The organism is Frischella sp. Ac48, assembly GCF_019641635.1.
GTDB classification, from domain to species: domain Bacteria; phylum Pseudomonadota; class Gammaproteobacteria; order Enterobacterales; family Orbaceae; genus Frischella; species Frischella japonica.
The window spans coordinates 40893-62138 of record NZ_JAETXP010000011.1 but is presented as its reverse complement, the minus strand read 5'-3'; the positions used below and the strand labels follow the sequence as shown (position 1 = coordinate 62138).

Below are 21246 nucleotides of genomic sequence, written 5' to 3'. Positions count from 1 at the left end.
AGAAAAAAATGGAGTGGTTGATTAAAGCTTAATCAAGGTTTATTGTTTTAATGAATTGATTGTAATATAAAGTAAAAAAGATTATTAAATGAGATATAGCAAAAAACCTTATACCCTAATATGGTATAAGGTTCCTCGGTAAATAACTTATTCCCAAGCCACACAACTGCTATAGATAGTATTATTTGTATCTTCTTTGAAACTAATTAAGCCAGTATTTGTTCCAACAACATAATGCTGATTTTTGTTTTCTTTCTTTCGTCTATCCATAGTCCAATAATATGCATCATGATCATATTTTGGCCAATCACTATCAGGATAATATTCTTGGGTTACTTTACCCCATTCTGTGAATAAACCGCCTATCCATAGACCTCTTTCTCGTTGAAAGCTAATCTTTCTTTGGTAATTGGGACCAACCCCTTGAATACCATGTTGCCATTCGAGAGGATCACCATCTCCACTGTCAGCGTTTGTAAAATCTAATACATTTGGCACAAAATACTTGGTGTTTTGAGTAGATAATTGTTCATAACAACGCCTTTCATCAATGAGTTCATAAGAGATAGGCGCATAAGGGTAGGCAATAAACCAGCGCTTTATAATGAATGAGTAAAATGGTTTGGTTTGATTTTCATCAGCGTATAATACAAAATATGAATTTTTAAAGTCAGTTAAGAAGTTATTATATCTAGGTCCTTTTAAAGTCACTCTTAATTTTCCATCATGCTCACTTAAATTTAACTTTATCTGACTGCGGCTATTTGTGACAACATCACCATTGAATTTAATAATATTCTTAACACTTAAATTTCCGACAAATTTTATATCAAAAAATAAATTATTCGAGCCGACTGTTGGAAAATTTTTTTCTGGGTTGTTTTTATCATAAGTGACAAAGCCTATGTTTTTTTTCCAACTGTTCGTATCGAAATTATCCTGATTATCAAGATTTGGTTGCGCATAACAAAATTTAACGCCTGAAGAAATTTCTGGATAAAAATAATAATCATGTGCGACAGATTGATAATTAGAATCTCTAGGAACGCCATAATCTGTACGAAGTGTGAATTGGTCTGCAGATAATGTTAATTTATATGGCGCATAACAAGGATCTAATTCCATATTCTGGTTATTTTTTATTTCCTCTGTCAGACTATTCCCCTCATTATCGGACCAAGATAACGTTAAAGATTCATTATTGCTTGCAAAGTTTACCTCATCTCCGTCTTCGTCGCCCCACGAATTTGCAAGGACATTACTCAATTGAATTTTAGGGTATGTGTTATTTTCAGATGGCAGTTTTACAAAAGTTTCTATATCTGAAAATTTAGTGTTGCTGGCTAATATTATTGGGTCGTTAGCACTGGAATTAGTATTTTTAGTAATAGTAGTAATACCATCAGGAGCGGGCAATTTGACTGTTAATAAGGGGGATAGATCGTCCGATTGTTGCCCATCAAAAATTAGATAAGGCGCAGAGCCTTGGATGCTTTTTAAAGAAGTTGCGGAAATTGATGTGGCTTCATTGGTAAAAAAGAGCAAGCTTAAATTAAATAGTACTAGTTTTTTCTTTTGAAAAAGGCGGATAAATTTGAACATATTGTATTCCTGTTTATTGTTTTTAAGTAATATTTGTTACTTTTAAATTGTTTTATAATTTTTTATACCTATTATGGTTTGTAAAAAAGTATAAGGTATCTCATCGTCAATAATCAATATAAGAATGACAATTAAACTGATTAATAAAATTACCTTTTAGTATTTTTATAATCAATCTTGTCGCTTTTGGCTTTATCTTTTTCAGCGAACTTTCCCACTAGCTTATTTATTGTGCTAGACGTTAATGATCAGGGTAAATACCCGAACCGTTTTGCTAGTGAATAAATCGTTAACGTGTATTACTACAGCATTTTTACCAGTAAATTTAGACCAATTGATTTAATTCGACTTAATTGAGTAGTAGAAAATATTGGGTATCCTACAGACATAGATATTTAACTATACATGAGCTGGCGTTAGATAATGACTAATGTTAATTTTTCGATGCTGTACTTAGCAAGTTAATTCTTTATAAAATAAAAGTTTAATTAGCTAGGGTTGGATTTTTGAACAATAGAGCACGACAAATATCTTATTATCGTCCAGCATCGTATGTTTACGAATTCATGAAACCATAATGGTTAGTTTAAACACATGCCTAATATGTATACTTATGAGTTGACATTGTATGGTCAGAATTACACTATCTTATCATCATTTAAGGCGAAATAATTGCTTTATTACTTGGTTTATAAATTAGCTATTCGATTTTTGGGGCCACAGGTTTTATCTTGTGTGTCTTTATGTTGTGCAACAAATCCGACCAAAATGAATAAGTATTTATAACGTTAAATAAAATAATGTCTAAAAGCATTAAGTATTTTAAGCTTAAAAAAATTGAATATTGCGAATTTAAATGGTTAATATAATAAAAAAATCAAATCAGTATTTAACGTTATTCATTTTAAGGATAAAGATACGATAAATACTGATTTAATTGATAATCTAGTGATTAAAATAGATCTTTTACGTTACCACCCTTTTCAGCAATTTTCTTCATTACTTCTTTATGTAACCAAGTGTTTAGCGTTACGCTATCATTAGTATTGCCTTGATAATTTAATTCAGCCGCTAATTTTTTGCGCGCATCTAAACTACTATCTAAACCAAGTAGTTTTAAAAGATCGACAATTGAAGAACGCCAATTAAGTTTTTGAGGATTCTTGTTAGCTAAACCATCAAGAATGGCAACTACGTCAATATGATTTGCCTCTGCCGAAGTATTAGTTTGATTAGGTTGTTGATTTGAATTGGATTGATTTTGCGTTGAATCATCACTGTGATTTGTTACTGCATCTTTAGCTTGTTTCGCTGCATTTTCGACTTTATCTTTTATATTACCCATAACATTACCGAATGATGATGGAATAATTTTAGAAAAAATACTTTGCAAAATACTCATTTATAACCCCTTTTAAGATCTACATTTATAAATATACATGGAACAACATAAATAGTTAATCTTAAAAGTTCTTGTATGTCAATGGGTTATATCCAAATAGCGGAATGTAAATATAATTAGTTTTGTTTAACATTAATTGTTTTAAGTTTGAATCCAAGAGTTTTATAAGCTTGATATCTTTCTCTAGCACATGCTTTGAGTCTTTCATCGTCTGGAACAAAATCAATAATATAATGGTAAGTAGGTGAAAATTCTGGAAATTCTTCTTGCAGGTTAACTAATAATTGGCGATTACCATTTCCCCTTTTTCCTACCCAGGCAATTTCGACAGGGGAACCATTGCTTAAACCTTCACCAACTAAATTATGAGGAACAAAACTGTCGGGATTTAATTGCCATAAGTATTCATCAATTCGCTCAGCTTGTTGTTGATCCTGACAAGTAACCAAAATTCGTAAACCTTGTTGCCAATTGGCAATAATTTGCTCACAGGCTAATTTTTCATGAGGTAACAATAATGATGACTCATTGTTATTAATTTCTATATGTTCAATCAGATAAAAAATGACTTTTTTCAGCATTATTGTCCCCTATAAATAAGTGTAAAACTAAATCATGTTTAGTTATAGATTCATTGACATTGATCCATTAAGTATTGGATTAATAGCGCAACTGGTCTACCTGTTGCACCTTTTTTTGTACCCGAAGTCCAAGCTGTACCGGCAATATCTAAGTGTGCCCAATGATAATTTTTTGTAAAACGAGATAAAAAACAGCCAGCGGTAATTGTGCCACCATCACGACCGGCTGAATTTACAATATCGGCACAGGTAGAATCAATTTGTGTTTGGAAATCATCATCCATTGGTAAAGCCCAAGCTTTATCATTGGCTTTTTGCGATGCTTCAACAAGTTGTGTAACAAGTTGTTCATTATTACCCATAACCCCAGTATAATGATGACCTAAAGCCACGATACATGCACCAGTTAACGTTGCGATATCAATCACAGCTCTTGGTTTAAAGCGTTCTACAAAGGTTAAGACATCGCATAAAACCAAACGCCCTTCAGCATCTGTATTAATAACTTCAACAGTTTGACCTGACATAGTTGTCAAAATATCACCAGGGCGATAGGATTTACTGCTTGGCATGTTTTCACAACCAGCCATCACGCCGATCACGTTAATAGGTAAATTAAGTTCGGCTATCGCTTGCATAACACCATATACTGTTGCAGCACCACACATATCATATTTCATTTCATCCATATTGGCAGAAGGTTTAATCGATATACCACCTGAGTCAAAGGTAAGACCTTTACCAACTAACACAATTGGCATTGCTTTTTTATCTTTAGCACCACGATAATCTAAGACTGTCATGATTGACTCGTTGTCAGAACCTCGACCAACAGCTAGATAAGCCTCCATTTTAAGCAATGATAAGGCTTGTTCATCATAAAAGGAAAACGTTAAATGATGGTGTTTTTCACTTAACTGCTCAGCTTTATCTGCTAAATATTGCGCATTACAAATATTTGCCGGTTGATTAGCCAATGATTTTGTAGCATTAACTGCATTAGCAACGATTTGTCCATGCGTAATAGCCAGCTCTACTTTATCAGCGGTCACATTATCACCTAAAACCAAAAAGACATTTTCTGGTAACGTCACTTTGGATTTGGTCGTTTTATAGTCATTAAAGCGATAACAATGATGATTGAGATTTTCAATAAAGCTACGAATGAAATTATAATTATCTAATTTAATATTATCAGGTATGGCAAAAAGTATCGATTTACTATTTAAGTTATGGAATTTATCAGCTATATTTTGGGTGATTTTTTTGAGATTTATTATATGGTCATTTCCTTGTTCGCCAACTCCCACTAATAACACCTTATGAGCTGCAATATTCGGAACTTGATATAATGTTAATGTTTCACCAATATTTGCTTTAAAATCGCCTTTTTTGATTAAATTGCTAATTAAACTATCAGTAAGTTGGTCAAATTTCTCTACATAAGTAGTTTGTTTTTCTCCTTGAGAAATGGTTAAAATTAAACAGTCTGTTTCTTGTTTAAATAAATCGCATTGTTTAATCTGGAACTTCATCATTGAACCTCTATAATATAGTCTGTTGGATTTTTGGTATATTGAGAATATAAATAATATCAAATCATTTATTGCAATTCATTTCTATTATTTGATAACACTATCCATTATGGATAACCATATCATATAAATTGATGACTATTTATCATAAATTTAGCATTTAAGGAACTAATATCACTAAAAATTAATAACGAAATGAACAATTTCAAGTTATAATAGCAAGTCATTTCTTGTTAATTTATTGTTGTAGGCAAAGTTCGCGTGATAATTCGTCGTTACATTACAAAAGAGACTTTCAAATCGCAGTTAGCAATACTTTTTATATTGTTAATGATTTTCTTTTCACAAAAACTTATCAGAATTTTATCTAATGCGGTGGATGGTGGCATTCCGACCAATTTAGTCATGCCTCTTCTTTTGTTAGGCATTTCCGATATGGCAAAGCTTATTTTGCCATTAAGCTTATTTTTGGGAATATTAATAACTCTTGGTCGTTTTTATATTGATCAAGAAATGATCGCAATGTATGCTTGCGGTGTAAGTAAAAACATCATCTATAAAGTGGTCTTCTTTTTATCTTTTGTTACTTGTGTTTTTGCTATTGGTAATATTGTTTGGTTTGGTCCTTGGTCTGATTTGCAACAAGAACAACTAGTTGAAAATGCAAAATTAAATCCTAGCTTGGCCGGATTATTAGCTGGGCAATTTCAAAAAACTCCCCAAGGTGATGCAGTAATTTATATTAGTAGTGCAAAAAATAATACCATTGAAAATGTTTTTATTGCTAGCACCAATCACTCTAAATCCCAACGACCTAATATTATTATGGCAAACAAAGGTCAAATAATGACTGATGCTAATAATAATCAAATAATTATATTGGAAAATGCCAATCGTTATGAAGGGTCGGCAAAATTGAAAGATTTTAGAATATCAAATTTTAATCATTATCAAGGTATTATTGAAAGTAAAGAATTAAAAGAGTCAGATTATAAAAATGCCAATGATGTTGACCAAAGCTCATTAAGCCAATTGCGACAGATCAATACGCCAAAGGCTTGGGCTGAATATTACTGGCGTTTAACATTGATCATATCTGTTCCATTAATGGCTTTTTTGGTGATTCCGTTAAGCGTAGCAAATGCAAGACAAGGTCGATTAGCAAAGGTTTTGCCTGCGATCTTGCTCTATTTAATCTATTTCTTATTAGAAAGTTCAATAAAAGCTAATGCAGCAAAAGGTAGGTTAGATCCTGCTTTATGGTTTTATCTGGTTAATGGCACTTATGTTTTCTTGGCGATTATCTTTAATATCTGGGATACGTTACCAATAAAAAAAATGCGTTATAAGTTAACTAATAATCGTTTAGCTGTATAAGGAATTATCGTAATGTTTACTATTTTAGATCGCTATATCGGCAAAACGATTATAAGTATGATTAGTATAACGTTATTTTTATTGATTAGCTTATCAGGTATTATTCGCTTTATTGATCAATTAAGGAGAGTAAAAGTAGATTACACTGCTTTTTCTGCTGCGTTATACTCGCTTTTTATGGTTCCTAAGGATATAGAATTATTCTTTCCTATTGCTGTGTTAATTGGCGCATTAATTGGACTTGGTATGTTGGCTTCTAAAAGCGAGCTGGTTGTCATGGAAACTTCTGGTTTTGGTCGTCTTAATATTGTTAAGTCTGTATTAAAAACGGCTATACCGATGGTCTTAATCGTCATGGCAGTGGGCGAATGGGTTGCCCCACTTGGTGAACAAACCGCTCGAAATATGCGTTCTGAGAAATTATATGGTGGTTCATTATTAGCATCGCAAAGCAGTATTTGGGCCAAAGATAATAACGATTTTATTCATATTGGTAAAGTTAATGCTGATTTTTCCATCTCTAATGTTGATATATATTCGACCAAAGATGGAATTTTAACCGCTATAACTCATGCTGCTTACGGAACGTTTGAAAATAATCATTGGCAATTAGTTCAAGTTGATAAAACCGATTTAACCAATCCTAAGAAGATTCAAAATAGCAATTTATTTCATATGCAATGGAATACCACAATTACACCCGATAAATTAAACATTGTGGCACAAGATCCTGATTCTTTATCCGCTTCGGGATTATATCAGTATTCACAATATTTAAAGTCTTCTGGACAAGACTTCAGCAATTATGAACTTTTATTTTGGAAAAAAATTCTCAAACCATTATCTATTACCGTCATGCTGTTATTAGCTTTATCGTTTATATTTGGTCCACTACGTAGTGTGCCAATGGGGTTCCGAGTAGTGACGGGTGTTTTTGTCGGATTTATTTTCTATATTGCTGACAACCTATTTTCTAAAATTACTATTTTCATTGGATTGCCTCCAATTATTGGTGCATTGATATCAAGTATACTGTTTTTAGCTATCTGTTATTTTCTTTTTAGCCGGAAAAGCTGATTTTTTCGGCATTTAATATAAAAAAGTATAATTATTGTTGCATACAAATATCAGCTGGGTATAATGCCAACGTTTACCTTATTTACCTCCTGTGCCAGTGTGGCGAAATCGGTAGACGCAGCGGATTCAAAATCCGCCGCCCTTAAAAGCGTGTCGGTTCGAGTCCGACCACTGGCACCAAGTTTTAAACGAGCGGTTTATTTTAATCGATCTTATTAGCCTGCCCTATCTAAGCTTTCTTATTTTAATTAATATAAAATAACCATATTTAAAATATCGCTATCCTCTTTTTCCAAGAACGAGTAATTCAATAAAAAATTATATTATTCAAAAAAGTTAAAAATTATAATTTGTTTTTGCATGTTATGGTATTAAGCAACTAATTTTAATATTACTTCTTTAAATCACCACGATCACAGCAATAAATATAAGTTTTTTAAACATATTCCTAAATCACATATCCATATGACCATATATTATTATTTTAATTTTTTCATCAAATTATAATCACTACTAATAAAGTGTCATTACTCGCTAATGGTAGATAGAATAAGGATAAATAATCATGTATTGTTTCCGACGACTTAAAAACGTTATTTTCAATTTTATTACCTTAGCGATATTTTGTTTGACCACTACGGCTGTTGCTAAGACAAATAATCATTCAAATACATTGCGAGTAGGAATAGATTTAACATATGCCCCCTTTGCATATCTAGAAAATAACCAACCGAAAGGATTTGATCCGGATTTTATGCGCTTATTAGCTGAAAAAGCACAGACAACAGCTCAATTCAATGATACTCGGATTGAAAATATTATTATTGGTTTGGAATCTGATCACTATGATGTGGTAGCCAGTGCGTTATATGTAAATGGAACTCGGGCTAAACAAGTGGATTTTATTCCTTATTTACAAACCGGTGGTGTTTTGTTGGTCCGTCAAGGTGATACGTTTAATCCACAAACGCTTGAAGATTTATGCGGTAAACGTGTTTCATCAATGAAGGGCGCTGCTTGGATTGAAACTATGAATCAGGTCAGCCAGACGTATTGCCAGTCTCATCATTTAGAACCAATTATAGTAAAGGAATTTCCTAGCGCTCCCGAAGCATCTCAAGCACTACTCGCACATGGGGTTGATGTACAATATGAAGATGCCGCCGTTGCACAAATGGTCATAAACCAGTTAAATCATGCATTAAAGATAACGAGTAAAAATATGCTTAACCCCGTATTAATTGGCTTAGCAGTGCGCAAGAATGACCATGAGTTTAAACAATATTTAATTGATCTTATTAAGTTAGTAAGAAAATCCGGTGAATATGATGCATTGGTAAAAAAATATAATTTAGCCTACCCTAATCTAACATTACTTGCTGACAATCTCGAATATATTGCAACTGATTTACAAGGAAATCTGAAGCAAACCACGCAGATTAAGCAATATGGATTTCACTGGCACTATTTTATTACTGAATTGTTCAATGTTAATTTTGCTAAAGCCAGTGCTACTGTTATTGCATTAAGTATTTTGGCATGGATTAGTGCGATGATTTTTGGACTTTTTATTGCGTTAGGAAACCGTTCTAAAACGCTTATTCTGCATCAATTAACGGCATTTTATATTTGGTTGTTTCGTAGTTTACCGTTGTTGGTCTTATTAATTTATATTTATAGTCTGCCTCGATTCTGGGAAGCAAGTAGTACTGTTTTGTCTAATCCTTTTTGGGCCGGTTTGATAGCTTTGGTTTTGAGTGAAAGTGCTTACATGGCGGAAATTCATCGAAGTGCTTTACAAGCGATTTCTAGTGATCAATTGGATGCTGGTAAAGCTCTGGGACTAGGTTTTTGGGCAGTTCAAACCAAGGTGGTATTTCCACAGGCGCTGCGAATTGCTTTGCCACCCCTGACCAATCAACTAGTGACCATTGTAAAATTAACTTCATTGGTTTCAGTCATTTCATTAACAGAAATTTTATTAGTCGGACAGCAGCTTTATACGCGTAATTTTTTAGTTATTGAAACATTAAGCATAGTTGCGATTTATTATGTCGCTATCGTGACAATTGTGACTTGGTTAATTAAGCGATTCGAAAACTACTTAGATATTACTAAGCGCACAAGTGTAAAAACGCTTGAATCCGATATTTTAACCTCGAATATAACACTAAATAATCCTGTAACCCCATCAAGACCTAATCAAAGTGAATTTGTATTAGCACTCAAACATTTAAATAAATATTATGATCAAACTCAGATATTAAAAGATATCAATTTTAATGTTAGTTGGGGGGATGTTATCTCGATCATTGGTCCATCAGGTTCAGGAAAAACCACGTTGATACGCTTAATTAATGGATTATCAAATTTAGATCACGGAACGATTGATTTTGAAGGCCACACTTTTATTGAAGGCGGTAAAGTACATGACAAGCAATTTTATGAGCGTATCGTCCATGTTGGAATGGTATTTCAAAATTTTAATTTATTTCCACACAAAACCGTGTTAGAAAACCTATTACTTGCTCCTGAGTATCATGGTTTAGACCTTCAACAAAGTAAACAACTAGCCTTTTCCTTATTAAATAAAGTTGGCATGTCAGAACAAATGCATAAGTACCCACATCAACTTTCTGGAGGGCAACAACAACGTGTAGCAATTGCACGTGCCTTAGTAATGAAACCAAGCATCATGTTATTTGATGAACCGACTTCAGCATTAGATCCAGAATTAGTCAATGATATTTTATCTATTATAGCTCAACTAGCGGCGGAAGGGATGACCATGTTAATTGTGACACATGAACTGTCTTTTGCATTTAAAGTTTCTAACCGAATTATTTTTATGGAGCACGGTGAGATTGTGCATGATAAGGCGCCTGAACAATTACGAGCTCTTGATAATAGGCGCTTACAGCAGTTTTTAAATCAAAGTGAACATTGATTACGCTTTAATGTCATTAACTGTTAAATAATAACTAGCTTTAAGGATTACATAATGCAAGAATTTCCTGAAATAGGTATTTTACAACGACGTAAAATAGAGGCTGAAATTATTAAGCCGATTTATGAAATATTGATCCGTGATTATGGCAAAGATATCGCTAAAAAAATCATTGGTGAAGCAGTTGCACAAGCCGCTGTAAATGCTGGTAAAGAGTTTGCCGCCAAAGAACCTAACGGTGTGACGAGTGTAGAAAGTTTTGTGGCATTGCAACATCTTTGGGAGCAAGATGATGCGCTTACTATCTCAGTGCTTGAAAATGATCATGAAAAATATGACTATAATGTTCACCGTTGTCGTTATGCAGAAATGTATAACGAGATGGGACTGGCTGAAATCGGTTTTTTATTATCCTGTAACCGAGATAGTAAATTTATCGAAGGATATGCTCCTCATGTCAAATTAGACCGCGCTCATACCATAATGATGGGAGAAGGAATGTGCGATTTTCGTTACCGATTACAGGCGGAAAATAATGATGATTAAACAACTTAGTGTTAATGTTGATCGCCTTGAAACGTTACTACATGATTTTGCTCAGATCGGTAAAACCGATAATGGCGGCGTTACCCGTTTAGCTCTCACCGAATTAGATAAGCAAGCTCGCGATTTACTCATTAAACATAGTCAAGCTGCTGGTTTTAAGGTTCGTATTGATAATATCGGTAATATTTTCATTCGGCGTGCTGGGCGTGAAGATCTACCTGTTGTTATGACTGGCTCACATGGCGACAGTCAACCAAGGGGGGGGGCGTATGATGGTATTTACGGAGTATTGGCAGGGCTAGAAGTTTTACTCACCTTAAATGATTTTAATGTACAGACTCGCCATCCTATCGAATTAGTGATGTGGACAAATGAAGAAGGTTCTCGTTTTGTACCTGCAATGATGGGCGCAGCGGTATTTACAGGTAAATTAGCTGTTGAACAAGCATACTTGATCCAAGATAGAGATGGTATTAGTGTCAAAGAAGCTTTAGAGCAGATTGGATATTTAGGAACCGATCAGGTTCAGAATCAACCAATTAAAGCCATGATAGAAGCTCATATAGAACAGGGACCAATTTTAGAAAACCTTAATCAGACGATAGGTATCGTAAAAGGCGCTTTTGCACAACGTTGGTTTGAAGTCAATTTAACTGGGCTTGCCGCTCATGCCGGTACTACTCCTGTTACGATGCGTCAAGATGCCATTGTGGGTATGGCACAATGCATTACTGCCCTGAACCAATTAGCACTCAAACCAAGTAGTGGTGATGTGAGATTAACTGTCGGTATGTTAACTACTAGCCCCAATTCTCGCAATGTGGTTGCTGATCAAGCTTTTTTTACGATTGATATGCGTCACTATGAAGCTGATCTATTACAACGCTTAGAAACAGAATTACGTGCAGAGTTAACAGTCATAGCAAAACAGTTAAATTTACAGATTGAAATAAAGCGAGTTTTGACCATGCCGGTTATCGATTTTGATCCAAAATGTATCGAAACCATTCGAAAAGCAACGAACAAATATCACTACCCTGCCATAGATATAATTTCTGGTGCAGGGCATGATGCATGCTATATTAGTACTGTTGCCCCGACTTCAATGATATTTATTCCATGCGTTAAAGGAATTAGCCATAATGAAGCTGAGGCAATCACGCGTTCCTGGTGTGAAGCTGGCGCTAATGTATTATTAGATAGCTTATTAACATTGGCGACATAAACTAATGGAAAATGAAATAATAATACTAGTTGTTTAACATAACTCTAAGTATTTCATCATACAATGCATTATATTGACAAATAATGGCGGAGATATCGTAGATTTTTAAGGCAAATAAATATTTGCTATTACTCACACTTTAATGCTTCTAAAACTAATTTGAACACATTTGTATGCCCTTTTCGGTTTGGATAATAAATGTAAAAAGGCTCATAAGTAATAGCATATTTTGGTAATAACTCTATCAAACTACCTGTTGCCAACTCATTTGCTACTTCAGGAAGTCCAATCCAGGTAATACCTAATCCATCTAAGGCCGCTTGTTTCCGTAAATGGTTATTTATCAAAAAGTGGGATGACGGATGATATTTGATAATATTGTCATTTTCGACAAATTCCCATGGTAATTCTGTTCCGTGTTGGGCTGAAATACGTAAACCGATTAATTGATGTTGATTTAATGCTTGAATTTGTTTAGGTATCGCTCTGTTTTTAAAATATTCAGGACTTGCGACCAATGCCATTTTCAAAGGATCTGAAATCCTCATCGCTATCATCTCTTTTGGCAAGTCGTCACCTATTCGACAACCCATATCAAATCCCTGCTTGACAATATCGACCCAATTATTATCACAATGAATTTCAATGGTGATTTGTGGATAACGGTTTAAAAAATGTCGTAATTTGGGATAAATAATTGTTTCGACTGCAAGGTTTGCCGCATTTATTCTGATTGTACCAGAAGGTGTTTTCCGAAAATCGCTTAATGCATTCACTTCATTATTGATTGATTGGAATAATGGTGCGATTTGGTGATACAGCTGTTCACCAGCTTCGGTCAAAGAGATGCTACGGGTGGTACGATTAAATAAACGTAATTCCAGACGGCTTTCCAAACTGCGCATACTGTGGCTAAGTGCGGATGGTGAAATACTAAGTGACTTGGCCGCTTTGGCAAAACTTTTGGCATGAGCAATGGTAATAAAATAATTTAACTCATTGAAGTTATTCATGATAGTTTAATTAATGAATTTAATTCAGCATACTATAAATCAATCATTTGTTTATCTCAATAATTAAAGGGTCTAAAATTTATTAGATACTATCATTTAGTTATCATTAACTATTAGCAGAGAGGAAATTTATGGATTATGTAAAACTCGGTAATGCTGAATTTAACGTTTCTCGTTTTTGTTTAGGATGCATGAGTTTTGGCGACCCTGCCAGTAACATGCACGCTTGGACCCTTAATCCTAATGAAAGTGAAGCAATAATTAAACATGCTTTGGATCTAGGTATTAATTTTATTGATACTGCAAATACTTATTCTGCTGGTACCAGTGAAGAATATCTTGGTCGCGCACTTAAGAAAAATATCGCACGTGATAAAGTTATTTTAGCAACGAAAGTCTATTTTAATGAAGGTCAACTTTCTAAAGTAGCTATTGAGCGAGAAATAAATGGTTCGCTTAAGCGATTAGGTACAGATTATGTTGATTTGTATATCATTCATCGCTATGACTATAATACCCCGATTGAAGAAACCATGGCAGCATTACATAATTTAGTTAAAGCGGGAAAAGTAAGAGCGCTAGGTGCTTCAGCGATGTATGGTTATCAATTTTATAATATGCAAATAGCGGCTATTCAAAATGGTTGGACGACGTTTGTTTCGATGCAAAATCATTATAATTTACTCTATCGTGAAGATGAACGTGAACTTATTCCTATTTGTAAGCAATTTAATGTTGCATTGACACCCTATAGCCCATTAGCTGCTGGTAGGCTAGCACGTTTAGCATGGCATACTGATACTTTACGTAGTAAAACGGATCAAACTGCTATAACTAAATATGATAGTACTGAAAAAACGGATAGTAATATTGTGCAAAAAGTTCAGGAATTGGCAGAAAATTATGGTGTGACGATGACACAAATAGCATTAGCATGGCAATTTGCTAAAGGGGTCACCTCCCCTATTATCGGTGCAACAAAAACACAATATCTTGATGATGCTGTTGCTTCTTTAAATATTTCGTTATCAAAAGAAGATATTGCCCAACTTGAGGCGTTTTACCTACCACATCGTATCGTAGGTGCACTTTAGTAAGTCATTTAATAGCTGATATTATTGATGTTAATACACTAAGATAATAATCCGCTCAAACAGCAAATTTATGTTCGAGTGGATTCAATTTAAGGCGTAAATAAAATACATTAATATAAATATTGACATGAGTTATTTTACTAAATAACGCTATTTTTCATTAGGCCCAAAAAGCTTGATGTCATTTTAAATCAAAATTTCTTAGCCATAAATCATGATAGTCATTAGTTTGAGTTTTAACTACCGGTAGAATATTTTTACTTTCAGTTATTTCATGTTCACGTGATCTGTCGTCATTCTATTTTCCAGCTAAATCTGGATAAAAAAACATCGCTTCGGAAAATACGTTAATAATTATGTTATATTTTATGAGAAATAACTGTAATACTTTATTTCAAACCAACCCACCAGAATAATTTTCCAGAAAATATCTTTCAAGCTAAATCCTAAGGTATTTGATGCTAACAGATAATTAGCTAAATTTAATTTAAAATAAAGCTAACAAAGAGAGCTGATTAGTGTGAGTAATAATGTATCGCTTTTGATTTCAGTCAATTTAAAAGCACTCTGTTATCAAAATTATCGGTTAATTTATCAAATTAATAATTAGCAGTTAAATCCTGCATTTTTTCTGCAAAAAATGGTTTACCTTCCGAATGCTTTATGGTGTCGGGTATCGCATCTTGATTTGGCACAATTTCGGTATAAATCGCCGTTGTCATAAGAAACATAACTATAAAAGGTTATTTCATTTTTATCTTTATTTGAAAAGTTTTTTCGAATTAACAGAAATTTATTGATTAAATGGGAATACGCAATTGGCAATTTTGATTGAATCTTAGGGTATAACTATTTATTTTATAAAATAAAATTGCTAATTATATGTTTTTAATATTAAAATTGTGATGATTAGTCAATGATAATTCAAATAAAAGCACAATTCAGTAGGAATTTTTAACCGAATAGTTAACAAAAAGGCTATTTAGTTTGTAACTTTATCTATTGTGTAACAGCTCGCTAACAAGTGACCTTAGCTGTTTATGATACATAGGTATTAACTTAATAAGTGTAAGATTCCTCATGATTGAATTAAAACGTGTTTGTAAATCTTTTTATCATAATAAACAAGAAATTAAAGTATTGAATGATATTAATATCACTATTAATGATCAGGATATTTTTGGTATTATTGGTTACAGTGGAGCTGGTAAAAGCACCTTAATTCGTCTTATCAATGCGCTGGAAAAACCGACTTCAGGTGATGTGATCATTGATGGTCATAACTTAGCTAAATTTACTCACCATGAAATCCGCCAAATGAAGCAGAAAATTGGTATGATTTTTCAAGGTTTTAATTTGTTAGAAAGTAAAACCGTTGCTGAAAATATCGCTCTTCCTTTATTACTCACTGGTGTACCAAAACAAGATCGTGATAAGGTAGTTGATGAATTACTTGATTTTGTTGAACTAAAAGATAAGAAACAGGCTTATCCTAGTGAATTATCAGGTGGTCAAAAACAACGTGTAAGTATTGCTAGAGCTCTCGCTAATAAGCCAAAAATTTTACTATGTGATGAAGCGACATCAGCATTAGATCCTCAAACTACCCGCGCAATTTTAGATTTACTTAAGCGTATTAATCAGCAACAAAAAGTCACCATAATTATTGTTACGCATGAAATGAGTGTTCTTAAACATATTTGTAATAATATGTTAGTCATGGAAAATGGTAAGATAGTTGAACAAGGTAATGTGGTCGATATATTTCAAAATCCAGCCTCCCCCGTAACACGTAAATTTGTTAATGCAGTTATTTATGACAAATTGCCTATCAGAATTTTAAACAATATGCTTAAACATGACATTAATAATATTTACCGCCTCGAATTTTTGGGATCTTCGTGTCGACATTCGGTCCTTAGTGACGCAATAATGCGTGATTGTGGCAAAATTTCAATCAATATCCTCTTTTCTAATATGATTGATATTCAAGAAAATGTGATTGGTTATATGTTTGTTAATATTGAAGGTGAATCGAATGATGTTGAGGAAGCGATTGATTTTTTAAAGCGTAAACAAGTCCGAATAGCTAAACTGGATAAGGATGGTAATTATGTTTGATTTTAATACCTTATTAACGCCTGAGTTATTTTTTGTTTCCCTATATCAAACCTTTTTTATGGTTGGAATATCACTTTTTTTCGGGGCAATATTGGGAACACTATTTGCAGTAATATTGGTTATTACAAAGCCGAACGGTATTGCTGAACATAAGATTTGTTATTCTATTTTAAATACGATTATTAATATTGTTCGTTCTATTCCATCGTTGATCTTATTAGTATCCGTATTGCCATTAAGTTATTTTATCATCGGTACATCATATGGTACGACAGCGGCAATATTACCGTTAATATTCTTTGTTAGCCCTTATATTTCTCGTCTGGTAGAAAATTCATTATTAGAAGTTGATAATGGGATTATCGAAGCGGCAAATGCTATGGGCGCGACAACTTGGCAAGTGATTTGGCATTTTTTATTACCAGAAGCAAAATCATCTTTGGTATTAACTTATACCACAGCAACGATTGGTTTAATCGGCGCAACTGCGGTTGCTGGTACTATTGGCGCTGGTGGTATTGGTGATTTAGCACTAAATTATGGTTACTATCGCTTCGATCATGTTGCCATGATTACCACGATTATTACGTTGATTATTATTGTTCAAATCATTCAAACTATTGGTAATAAGTTATCTAAATCAATACGCAATCATCATCGTGAAACTTAAATTGTCTTTAAGTATCTTAATAAACATATTTTCTCACTTAAACAAAAGTTACTAAGGAATTTGTATGAAGCCGTTTTTCTATCTTCCATTTATGTTGTTATTAGCCTTGATGTTATCAGGCTGTGATCATCAGTCTAAAACGTCTGCTAATTCAGTAGAAAAGAAAGAAATAGTGGTAGGTTTGCCACCGAGTATGCATAATATTTTAATGGAGCGCTTAGTCAAACCTGAATTAGAAAAGCAAGGTTATACTGTAAAACTCGTAAATTTTAGCTCGTTACGTGATGCCAATTCAGCCTTAGTAGAAGGCTTTATCGATTTAAATGCAGCACAGCATCAGGCATATCTAGATGTTTATAATAAAGAAACACATAATGATCTGATATCATTAGTACACATACCGTCAATACCGGCTGCGCTATATTCCCAAAAACATCGATCAATTAATGAAATTGCTCAAGGGCAAACAATAGCTATACCTAATGATCCTTCTAATACTGCTCGCGCTTTAATTATGTTGCAGAAACTTAATTGGATCACGTTAAAACCAGGTATTGACTTAGGTACAGCGAATTTGACCGATATTGCTAATAATCCTCATCAGTTACAATTTAAATCGGTTTTATCAGAGTTGATTCCTCGAATGTTAAGTGAAGTTGATTACGCTATCATGCCAGGGGGAGTGGCATGGTTAAGTAAAATTCCGGCAACTGATGCTTTAATCTATGAGCAACTATCGCCAAATTTAGAATTAATGGTTGTCATAAAAAAAGAAAATCTAAATACCCAATGGGCTCAAGATGTTAAAAATTTGTATCAATCAGATCTGCTTAAAAACTTTATCAATGAGGATCCTGATGCTAAAGGTCGCTTTATTTGGCCACAGAAATAATTGATTAGAAAATAGTTATCCAAATCGATCTTAATGAATATTTTAAGGATTAAGATCGATTTGCTTATCTAAAAAATCATATTGCAGCCGGTTATGATATGGTTAAAGTTGGGGTAAAATTAATTTGATGTTGACTGAGTTATTAAGTTCACAACAAGGTTTAAAAAAGGGTAATGATTTTAATCAAGATGATCATCTCTTAACATATTAAGAAAAGGTCGTTTTTATTGATACTTTTATTGATACTAGTAAGTAATCAAAAAAATACTGGTCATGATGGATAGTAAAAAACTAAGGATTTCACTAAAACTATAGCCAGTGAAATCCTTTTTAGTCGATAATTAAATTATTATTTAATGATTATTAACTAAGCTTCAATGCCCTGACTACGTAAATAATCCTCATAGTTTCCGCTATAATCTATCACTTTATTTGGTGTAATTTCAATAATTCTGGTAGCTAATGAACTAACGAACTCACGGTCATGTGAAACAAAAAATAATGTGCCTTTATAAAGTTCTAATGCCATGTTCAGCGATTCAATTGATTCCATATCCATATGGTTAGTTGGTTCATCCATCACAATAATGTTTGGTCGTTGTAACATTAATTTACCAAATAACATCCGCCCTTTTTCACCACCAGACAATACTTTCACTTTTTTCTTGATATCATCTTGTGAGAATAGTAACCGGCCAAGAATCCCCCTTACGGCTTGCTCATCATCCTGAGGTTGCTTCCATTGACTCATCCAATCAAATAGATTTAGATCTTGTTCAAATTCGTATTCATGATCTTGCGCATAATAACCAATATTAGCATTTTCTGACCACTTTATTTCACCACAATCTGGAGTTAATTCCCCCATTAACGTTTTGATCAATGTGGATTTACCAATACCATTCGTTCCTAAAATGGCTACCTTTTCGCCAACCTCAACCATCAGCTTAAGTTGTTTAAAAAGTGTTACGGAATCAAATCCTTTTGTAAGATCCTCAACAACCAGCGCATTACGATAAAGTTTTTTATCTTGATCGAAACGAATAAAAGGATTTTGACGGCTAGATGCTTTGACTTCTTCCAGTTGAATTTTTTCAATTTGCTTAGCTCGAGACGTGGCTTGTTTTGATTTGGAAGCATTTGCACTAAAGCGGCTAACAAATGACTGTAATTCACTTATTTGAGCTTTTTTCTTAGCATTATCAGCCAATAAACGCTCTCTAGCCTGAGTTGCGGCTGTCATATATTCATCATAATTTCCTGGGTAAACGCGTAACTCGCCGTAATCTAAGTCAGCCATGTGAGTACAAACCATATTTAAAAAATGGCGATCATGTGAAATAATAATCATGGTACTTTCACGTTCGTTTAGTATTTGCTCTAACCAGCGAATAGTAGCAATATCTAAGTTATTAGTCGGTTCATCTAACAACAATATATCAGGATCTGAAAATAACGCTTGCGCCAACAATACTCGAAGTTTCCAACCAGGGGCAATTTCACTCATCAATCCGAAATGTTGCTCTACAGGAATACCAACACCTAATAATAATTCACCTGCTCTAGACTCAGCACTATAACCGTCCATTTCGGCATATTGCACTTCAAGATCGGCGACTTTATATCCGTCCTCTTCGCTCATTTCTGGGAGCGAATAGATATGATCTCGTTCTTGTTTTACTTGCCATAGTTCGGTATGACCCATAATGACCGTATCAATAACAGTATATTGTTCATAGGCAAATTGATCTTGTTTTAATTTACCAATGCGCTCGTGTGGGTCGATGGCAACATTTCCTGAAGTAGGTATCAAATCACCGCCTAGAATTTTCATAAAGGTCGACTTCCCACTACCATTTGCGCCAATAAGACCATAACGGTTCCCACCACCAAATTTTACGGAAATATTTTCAAAAAGCGGTTTGCTACCAAACTGCATTGTAATATTATTTGTACTTAACACGAATTAACTCTCTAAATAAAACCACTATGAGAGTGGTTAACAAAATTTTCTGCGTATTATGCCATAAGGTGCGAATTGGTGCGAGTAAATCAACTTAATAATCGTTTACACAGAAATAACTCTTTTATTTACGTAGAAATTCTGGCCGTTGTTCCGGTATAATATCTTTTATATTTAGTATTCCTTATTATCTGGTTGTTATTTTCTATATGACAAACAAAAATCGCGCAACACTCATTGGTTTTTCTGCCATCTTTTTATGGAGTTCTTTAGTCGGCACTATCCGTATTGTGTGTGAAAATTTAGGCGCCCATGCTGGTGTTGCAGTGATCTATACCGTCGCAAGTTTGATCTTAATATTAACCTTTGGGTTAAAACCGCTTCGCGCTTATCCTTGGCGTTATTTAATTTGGGGTGGCCTATTATTCGTCAGTTATGAATTGTGCTTTTCATTATCGATTGGTTTAGCCAGTACAGGTCGGCAAGCTGTAGAAGTGAGTATGTTAAATTATTTATGGCCAACTTTTACTATTTTATTTGCCATATTTTTCAATAACCAAAAAGCCAATTGGTTAATCTTACCTGGTAGTATATTACCTATAATTGGTATTGGCTGGGTTTTAGGTGGTGAACAAGGTCTTGATTTAGCAATGATGTTTGAAAATATTAAAAATAATCCATTGAGTTATAGCTTAGCATTTATTGGATCATTAATTTGGGCCAGTTATTGTATTATCACGGTAAAACTCGCAGCAGGAAAAAATGGTGTGACACTTTTCCTGATGATAACGTCAATGGTTATGTGGATTCAATATGGTTTCTCATCAGAACCGCCCCTTTCGTTTAAAAATGGTTTTATGATTTTTTGCATTATTCTAGCAGCATTCGCAATTGGTGTTGGTTATGCAGCATGGAATTATGGCGTATTTTACGGCAACGTCACGGTTTTAGCCGGTGCATCTTATTTTATTCCGATTATTTCTGCGAGTTTATCATCGGTTTTACTAAATGTTTCACTCACTTTTTCTTTTTGGCAAGGGGTTGGATTTGTTTGCTGTGGTGCATTACTATGTTGGTTAGCTACTCGACAAAAACAGCAGTCGGTAAAAAAAATCAATTAATAGTGTTGTTAAATTTAATATATAAGGTTGTTAGCAACTCGTAATTTATTGATTATTATCTGATATTCCCCCTTATTATA

17 protein-coding genes and 1 tRNA gene are annotated in these 21246 nt (G+C 33.7%); 11 read left to right on the top strand and 7 right to left on the bottom strand.

Going from position 1 to position 21246, the window contains the following annotated elements; translation table 11 throughout:
- Window positions 1-147: 147 nt before the first annotated feature.
- The 4 genes from JMI89_RS08590 to JMI89_RS08575 form a co-directional block, all read right to left on the bottom strand.
- Window positions 148-1602, bottom strand: a complete 1455-nt coding sequence (locus tag JMI89_RS08590) for a hypothetical protein (protein WP_187755249.1) — start codon at window positions 1600-1602, stop codon at window positions 148-150.
- 952 nt (window positions 1603-2554) lie between these two features.
- The gene (locus JMI89_RS08585) at window positions 2555-3004 is read right to left on the bottom strand and encodes a DUF3597 domain-containing protein (protein WP_220679845.1); all 450 of its coding nucleotides are present in this window, start codon (window positions 3002-3004) and stop codon (window positions 2555-2557) included.
- A 116-nt stretch (window positions 3005-3120) separates the two neighbouring features.
- Window positions 3121-3585, bottom strand: a complete 465-nt coding sequence (locus JMI89_RS08580) for a DNA polymerase III subunit chi (RefSeq protein ID WP_187755247.1) — start codon at window positions 3583-3585, stop codon at window positions 3121-3123.
- Window positions 3586-3635: 50 nt separating this feature from the next.
- Window positions 3636-5120: a leucyl aminopeptidase gene (locus JMI89_RS08575; RefSeq protein WP_187755260.1), complete on the bottom strand. Its 1485-nt coding sequence runs from the start codon at window positions 5118-5120 to the stop codon at window positions 3636-3638.
- A gap of 261 nt (window positions 5121-5381) precedes the next feature.
- On the opposite strand from JMI89_RS08575, the gene lptF reads away from it, so the two are divergent.
- From lptF to JMI89_RS08545, 6 genes are all read left to right on the top strand, one after another.
- Complete coding sequence (gene lptF, locus JMI89_RS08570; RefSeq protein WP_187755246.1) at window positions 5382-6497, top strand: LPS export ABC transporter permease LptF; 1116 nt, start codon at window positions 5382-5384, stop codon at window positions 6495-6497.
- A 12-nt stretch (window positions 6498-6509) separates the two neighbouring features.
- A complete protein-coding gene (gene lptG / locus JMI89_RS08565; RefSeq protein WP_187755245.1) occupies window positions 6510-7574 on the top strand; it encodes an LPS export ABC transporter permease LptG in 1065 nt (354 codons plus the stop codon).
- Window positions 7575-7667: 93 nt separating this feature from the next.
- Window positions 7668-7754: transfer RNA gene (locus JMI89_RS08560), tRNA-Leu, on the top strand.
- 385 nt (window positions 7755-8139) lie between these two features.
- Window positions 8140-10521 carry an ABC transporter permease subunit gene (locus JMI89_RS08555; RefSeq protein ID WP_187755244.1) on the top strand — a complete coding sequence of 794 codons (2382 nt, stop codon included), beginning with the start codon at window positions 8140-8142 and terminating at the stop codon, window positions 10519-10521.
- A gap of 54 nt (window positions 10522-10575) precedes the next feature.
- Window positions 10576-11067, top strand: coding sequence for an L-2-amino-thiazoline-4-carboxylic acid hydrolase (locus tag JMI89_RS08550; protein WP_187755243.1), 492 nt, complete (start codon window positions 10576-10578; stop codon window positions 11065-11067).
- Window positions 11057-12292, top strand: a complete 1236-nt coding sequence (locus JMI89_RS08545) for a M20 family metallo-hydrolase (protein ID WP_220679843.1) — start codon at window positions 11057-11059, stop codon at window positions 12290-12292. Before JMI89_RS08550 ends, JMI89_RS08545 begins: the two co-directional genes overlap by 11 nt.
- A 128-nt stretch (window positions 12293-12420) precedes the next feature.
- Here the strand turns inward: JMI89_RS08545 and JMI89_RS08540 are convergent, their stop codons facing one another.
- On the bottom strand, window positions 12421-13305 hold the full coding sequence (locus JMI89_RS08540) for a LysR family transcriptional regulator (RefSeq protein ID WP_187755242.1): 885 nt from the start codon (window positions 13303-13305) through the stop codon (window positions 12421-12423).
- A 131-nt stretch (window positions 13306-13436) separates the two neighbouring features.
- Between JMI89_RS08540 and JMI89_RS08535 the strand changes: the two genes are divergently transcribed.
- On the top strand, window positions 13437-14399 hold the full coding sequence (locus JMI89_RS08535; RefSeq protein WP_187755241.1) for an aldo/keto reductase: 963 nt from the start codon (window positions 13437-13439) through the stop codon (window positions 14397-14399).
- A 599-nt stretch (window positions 14400-14998) separates the two neighbouring features.
- Here the strand turns inward: JMI89_RS08535 and JMI89_RS11895 are convergent.
- Window positions 14999-15121, bottom strand: a complete 123-nt coding sequence (locus JMI89_RS11895) for a hypothetical protein (protein ID WP_255562880.1) — start codon at window positions 15119-15121, stop codon at window positions 14999-15001.
- 358 nt (window positions 15122-15479) lie between these two features.
- On the opposite strand from JMI89_RS11895, the gene JMI89_RS08530 reads away from it, so the two are divergent.
- The 3 genes from JMI89_RS08530 to JMI89_RS08520 all read left to right on the top strand — a co-directional run bounded on the left by JMI89_RS08530 (window position 15480) and on the right by JMI89_RS08520 (window position 18082).
- The gene (locus JMI89_RS08530) at window positions 15480-16520 is read left to right on the top strand and encodes a methionine ABC transporter ATP-binding protein (protein ID WP_187755240.1); all 1041 of its coding nucleotides are present in this window, start codon (window positions 15480-15482) and stop codon (window positions 16518-16520) included.
- A complete protein-coding gene (locus tag JMI89_RS08525; RefSeq protein ID WP_187755239.1) occupies window positions 16513-17190 on the top strand; it encodes a methionine ABC transporter permease in 678 nt (225 codons plus the stop codon). The genes JMI89_RS08530 and JMI89_RS08525 overlap by 8 nt, the downstream gene beginning before the upstream one ends.
- A 64-nt stretch (window positions 17191-17254) precedes the next feature.
- A complete protein-coding gene (locus tag JMI89_RS08520; RefSeq protein WP_187755238.1) occupies window positions 17255-18082 on the top strand; it encodes a MetQ/NlpA family ABC transporter substrate-binding protein in 828 nt (275 codons plus the stop codon).
- A 367-nt stretch (window positions 18083-18449) separates the two neighbouring features.
- On the opposite strand, the gene JMI89_RS08515 is transcribed toward JMI89_RS08520, so the two are convergent.
- Window positions 18450-20045, bottom strand: coding sequence for an ABC-F family ATPase (locus JMI89_RS08515; RefSeq protein ID WP_187755237.1), 1596 nt, complete (start codon window positions 20043-20045; stop codon window positions 18450-18452).
- Between the two features lie 209 nt (window positions 20046-20254).
- On the opposite strand from JMI89_RS08515, the gene yddG reads away from it, so the two are divergent.
- A complete protein-coding gene (gene yddG, locus JMI89_RS08510) occupies window positions 20255-21166 on the top strand; it encodes an aromatic amino acid DMT transporter YddG (RefSeq protein WP_187755236.1) in 912 nt (303 codons plus the stop codon).
- Window positions 21167-21246: the final 80 nt, after the last annotated feature.

What these genes read in the sequence shown, in the direction of transcription:
- JMI89_RS08590 (WP_187755249.1), bottom strand. Translation starts at nt 1,602, where the DNA reads ATGTTCAAATTTATCCGCCTTTTTCAAAAGAAAAAACTAGTACTATTT.
- JMI89_RS08585 (WP_220679845.1), bottom strand. Translation starts at nt 3,004, where the DNA reads ATGAGTATTTTGCAAAGTATTTTTTCTAAAATTATTCCATCATCATTC.
- JMI89_RS08580 (WP_187755247.1), bottom strand. Translation starts at nt 3,585, where the DNA reads ATGCTGAAAAAAGTCATTTTTTATCTGATTGAACATATAGAAATTAAT.
- JMI89_RS08575 (WP_187755260.1), bottom strand. Translation starts at nt 5,120, where the DNA reads ATGAAGTTCCAGATTAAACAATGCGATTTATTTAAACAAGAAACAGAC.
- lptG (WP_187755245.1), top strand. Translation starts at nt 6,510, where the DNA reads ATGTTTACTATTTTAGATCGCTATATCGGCAAAACGATTATAAGTATG.
- JMI89_RS08555 (WP_187755244.1), top strand. Translation starts at nt 8,140, where the DNA reads ATGTATTGTTTCCGACGACTTAAAAACGTTATTTTCAATTTTATTACC.
- JMI89_RS08550 (WP_187755243.1), top strand. Translation starts at nt 10,576, where the DNA reads ATGCAAGAATTTCCTGAAATAGGTATTTTACAACGACGTAAAATAGAG.
- JMI89_RS08545 (WP_220679843.1), top strand. Translation starts at nt 11,057, where the DNA reads ATGATGATTAAACAACTTAGTGTTAATGTTGATCGCCTTGAAACGTTA.
- JMI89_RS08540 (WP_187755242.1), bottom strand. Translation starts at nt 13,305, where the DNA reads ATGAATAACTTCAATGAGTTAAATTATTTTATTACCATTGCTCATGCC.
- JMI89_RS08535 (WP_187755241.1), top strand. Translation starts at nt 13,437, where the DNA reads ATGGATTATGTAAAACTCGGTAATGCTGAATTTAACGTTTCTCGTTTT.
- JMI89_RS11895 (WP_255562880.1), bottom strand. Translation starts at nt 15,121, where the DNA reads ATGACAACGGCGATTTATACCGAAATTGTGCCAAATCAAGATGCGATA.
- JMI89_RS08530 (WP_187755240.1), top strand. Translation starts at nt 15,480, where the DNA reads ATGATTGAATTAAAACGTGTTTGTAAATCTTTTTATCATAATAAACAA.
- JMI89_RS08525 (WP_187755239.1), top strand. Translation starts at nt 16,513, where the DNA reads ATGTTTGATTTTAATACCTTATTAACGCCTGAGTTATTTTTTGTTTCC.
- JMI89_RS08520 (WP_187755238.1), top strand. Translation starts at nt 17,255, where the DNA reads ATGAAGCCGTTTTTCTATCTTCCATTTATGTTGTTATTAGCCTTGATG.
- yddG (WP_187755236.1), top strand. Translation starts at nt 20,255, where the DNA reads ATGACAAACAAAAATCGCGCAACACTCATTGGTTTTTCTGCCATCTTT.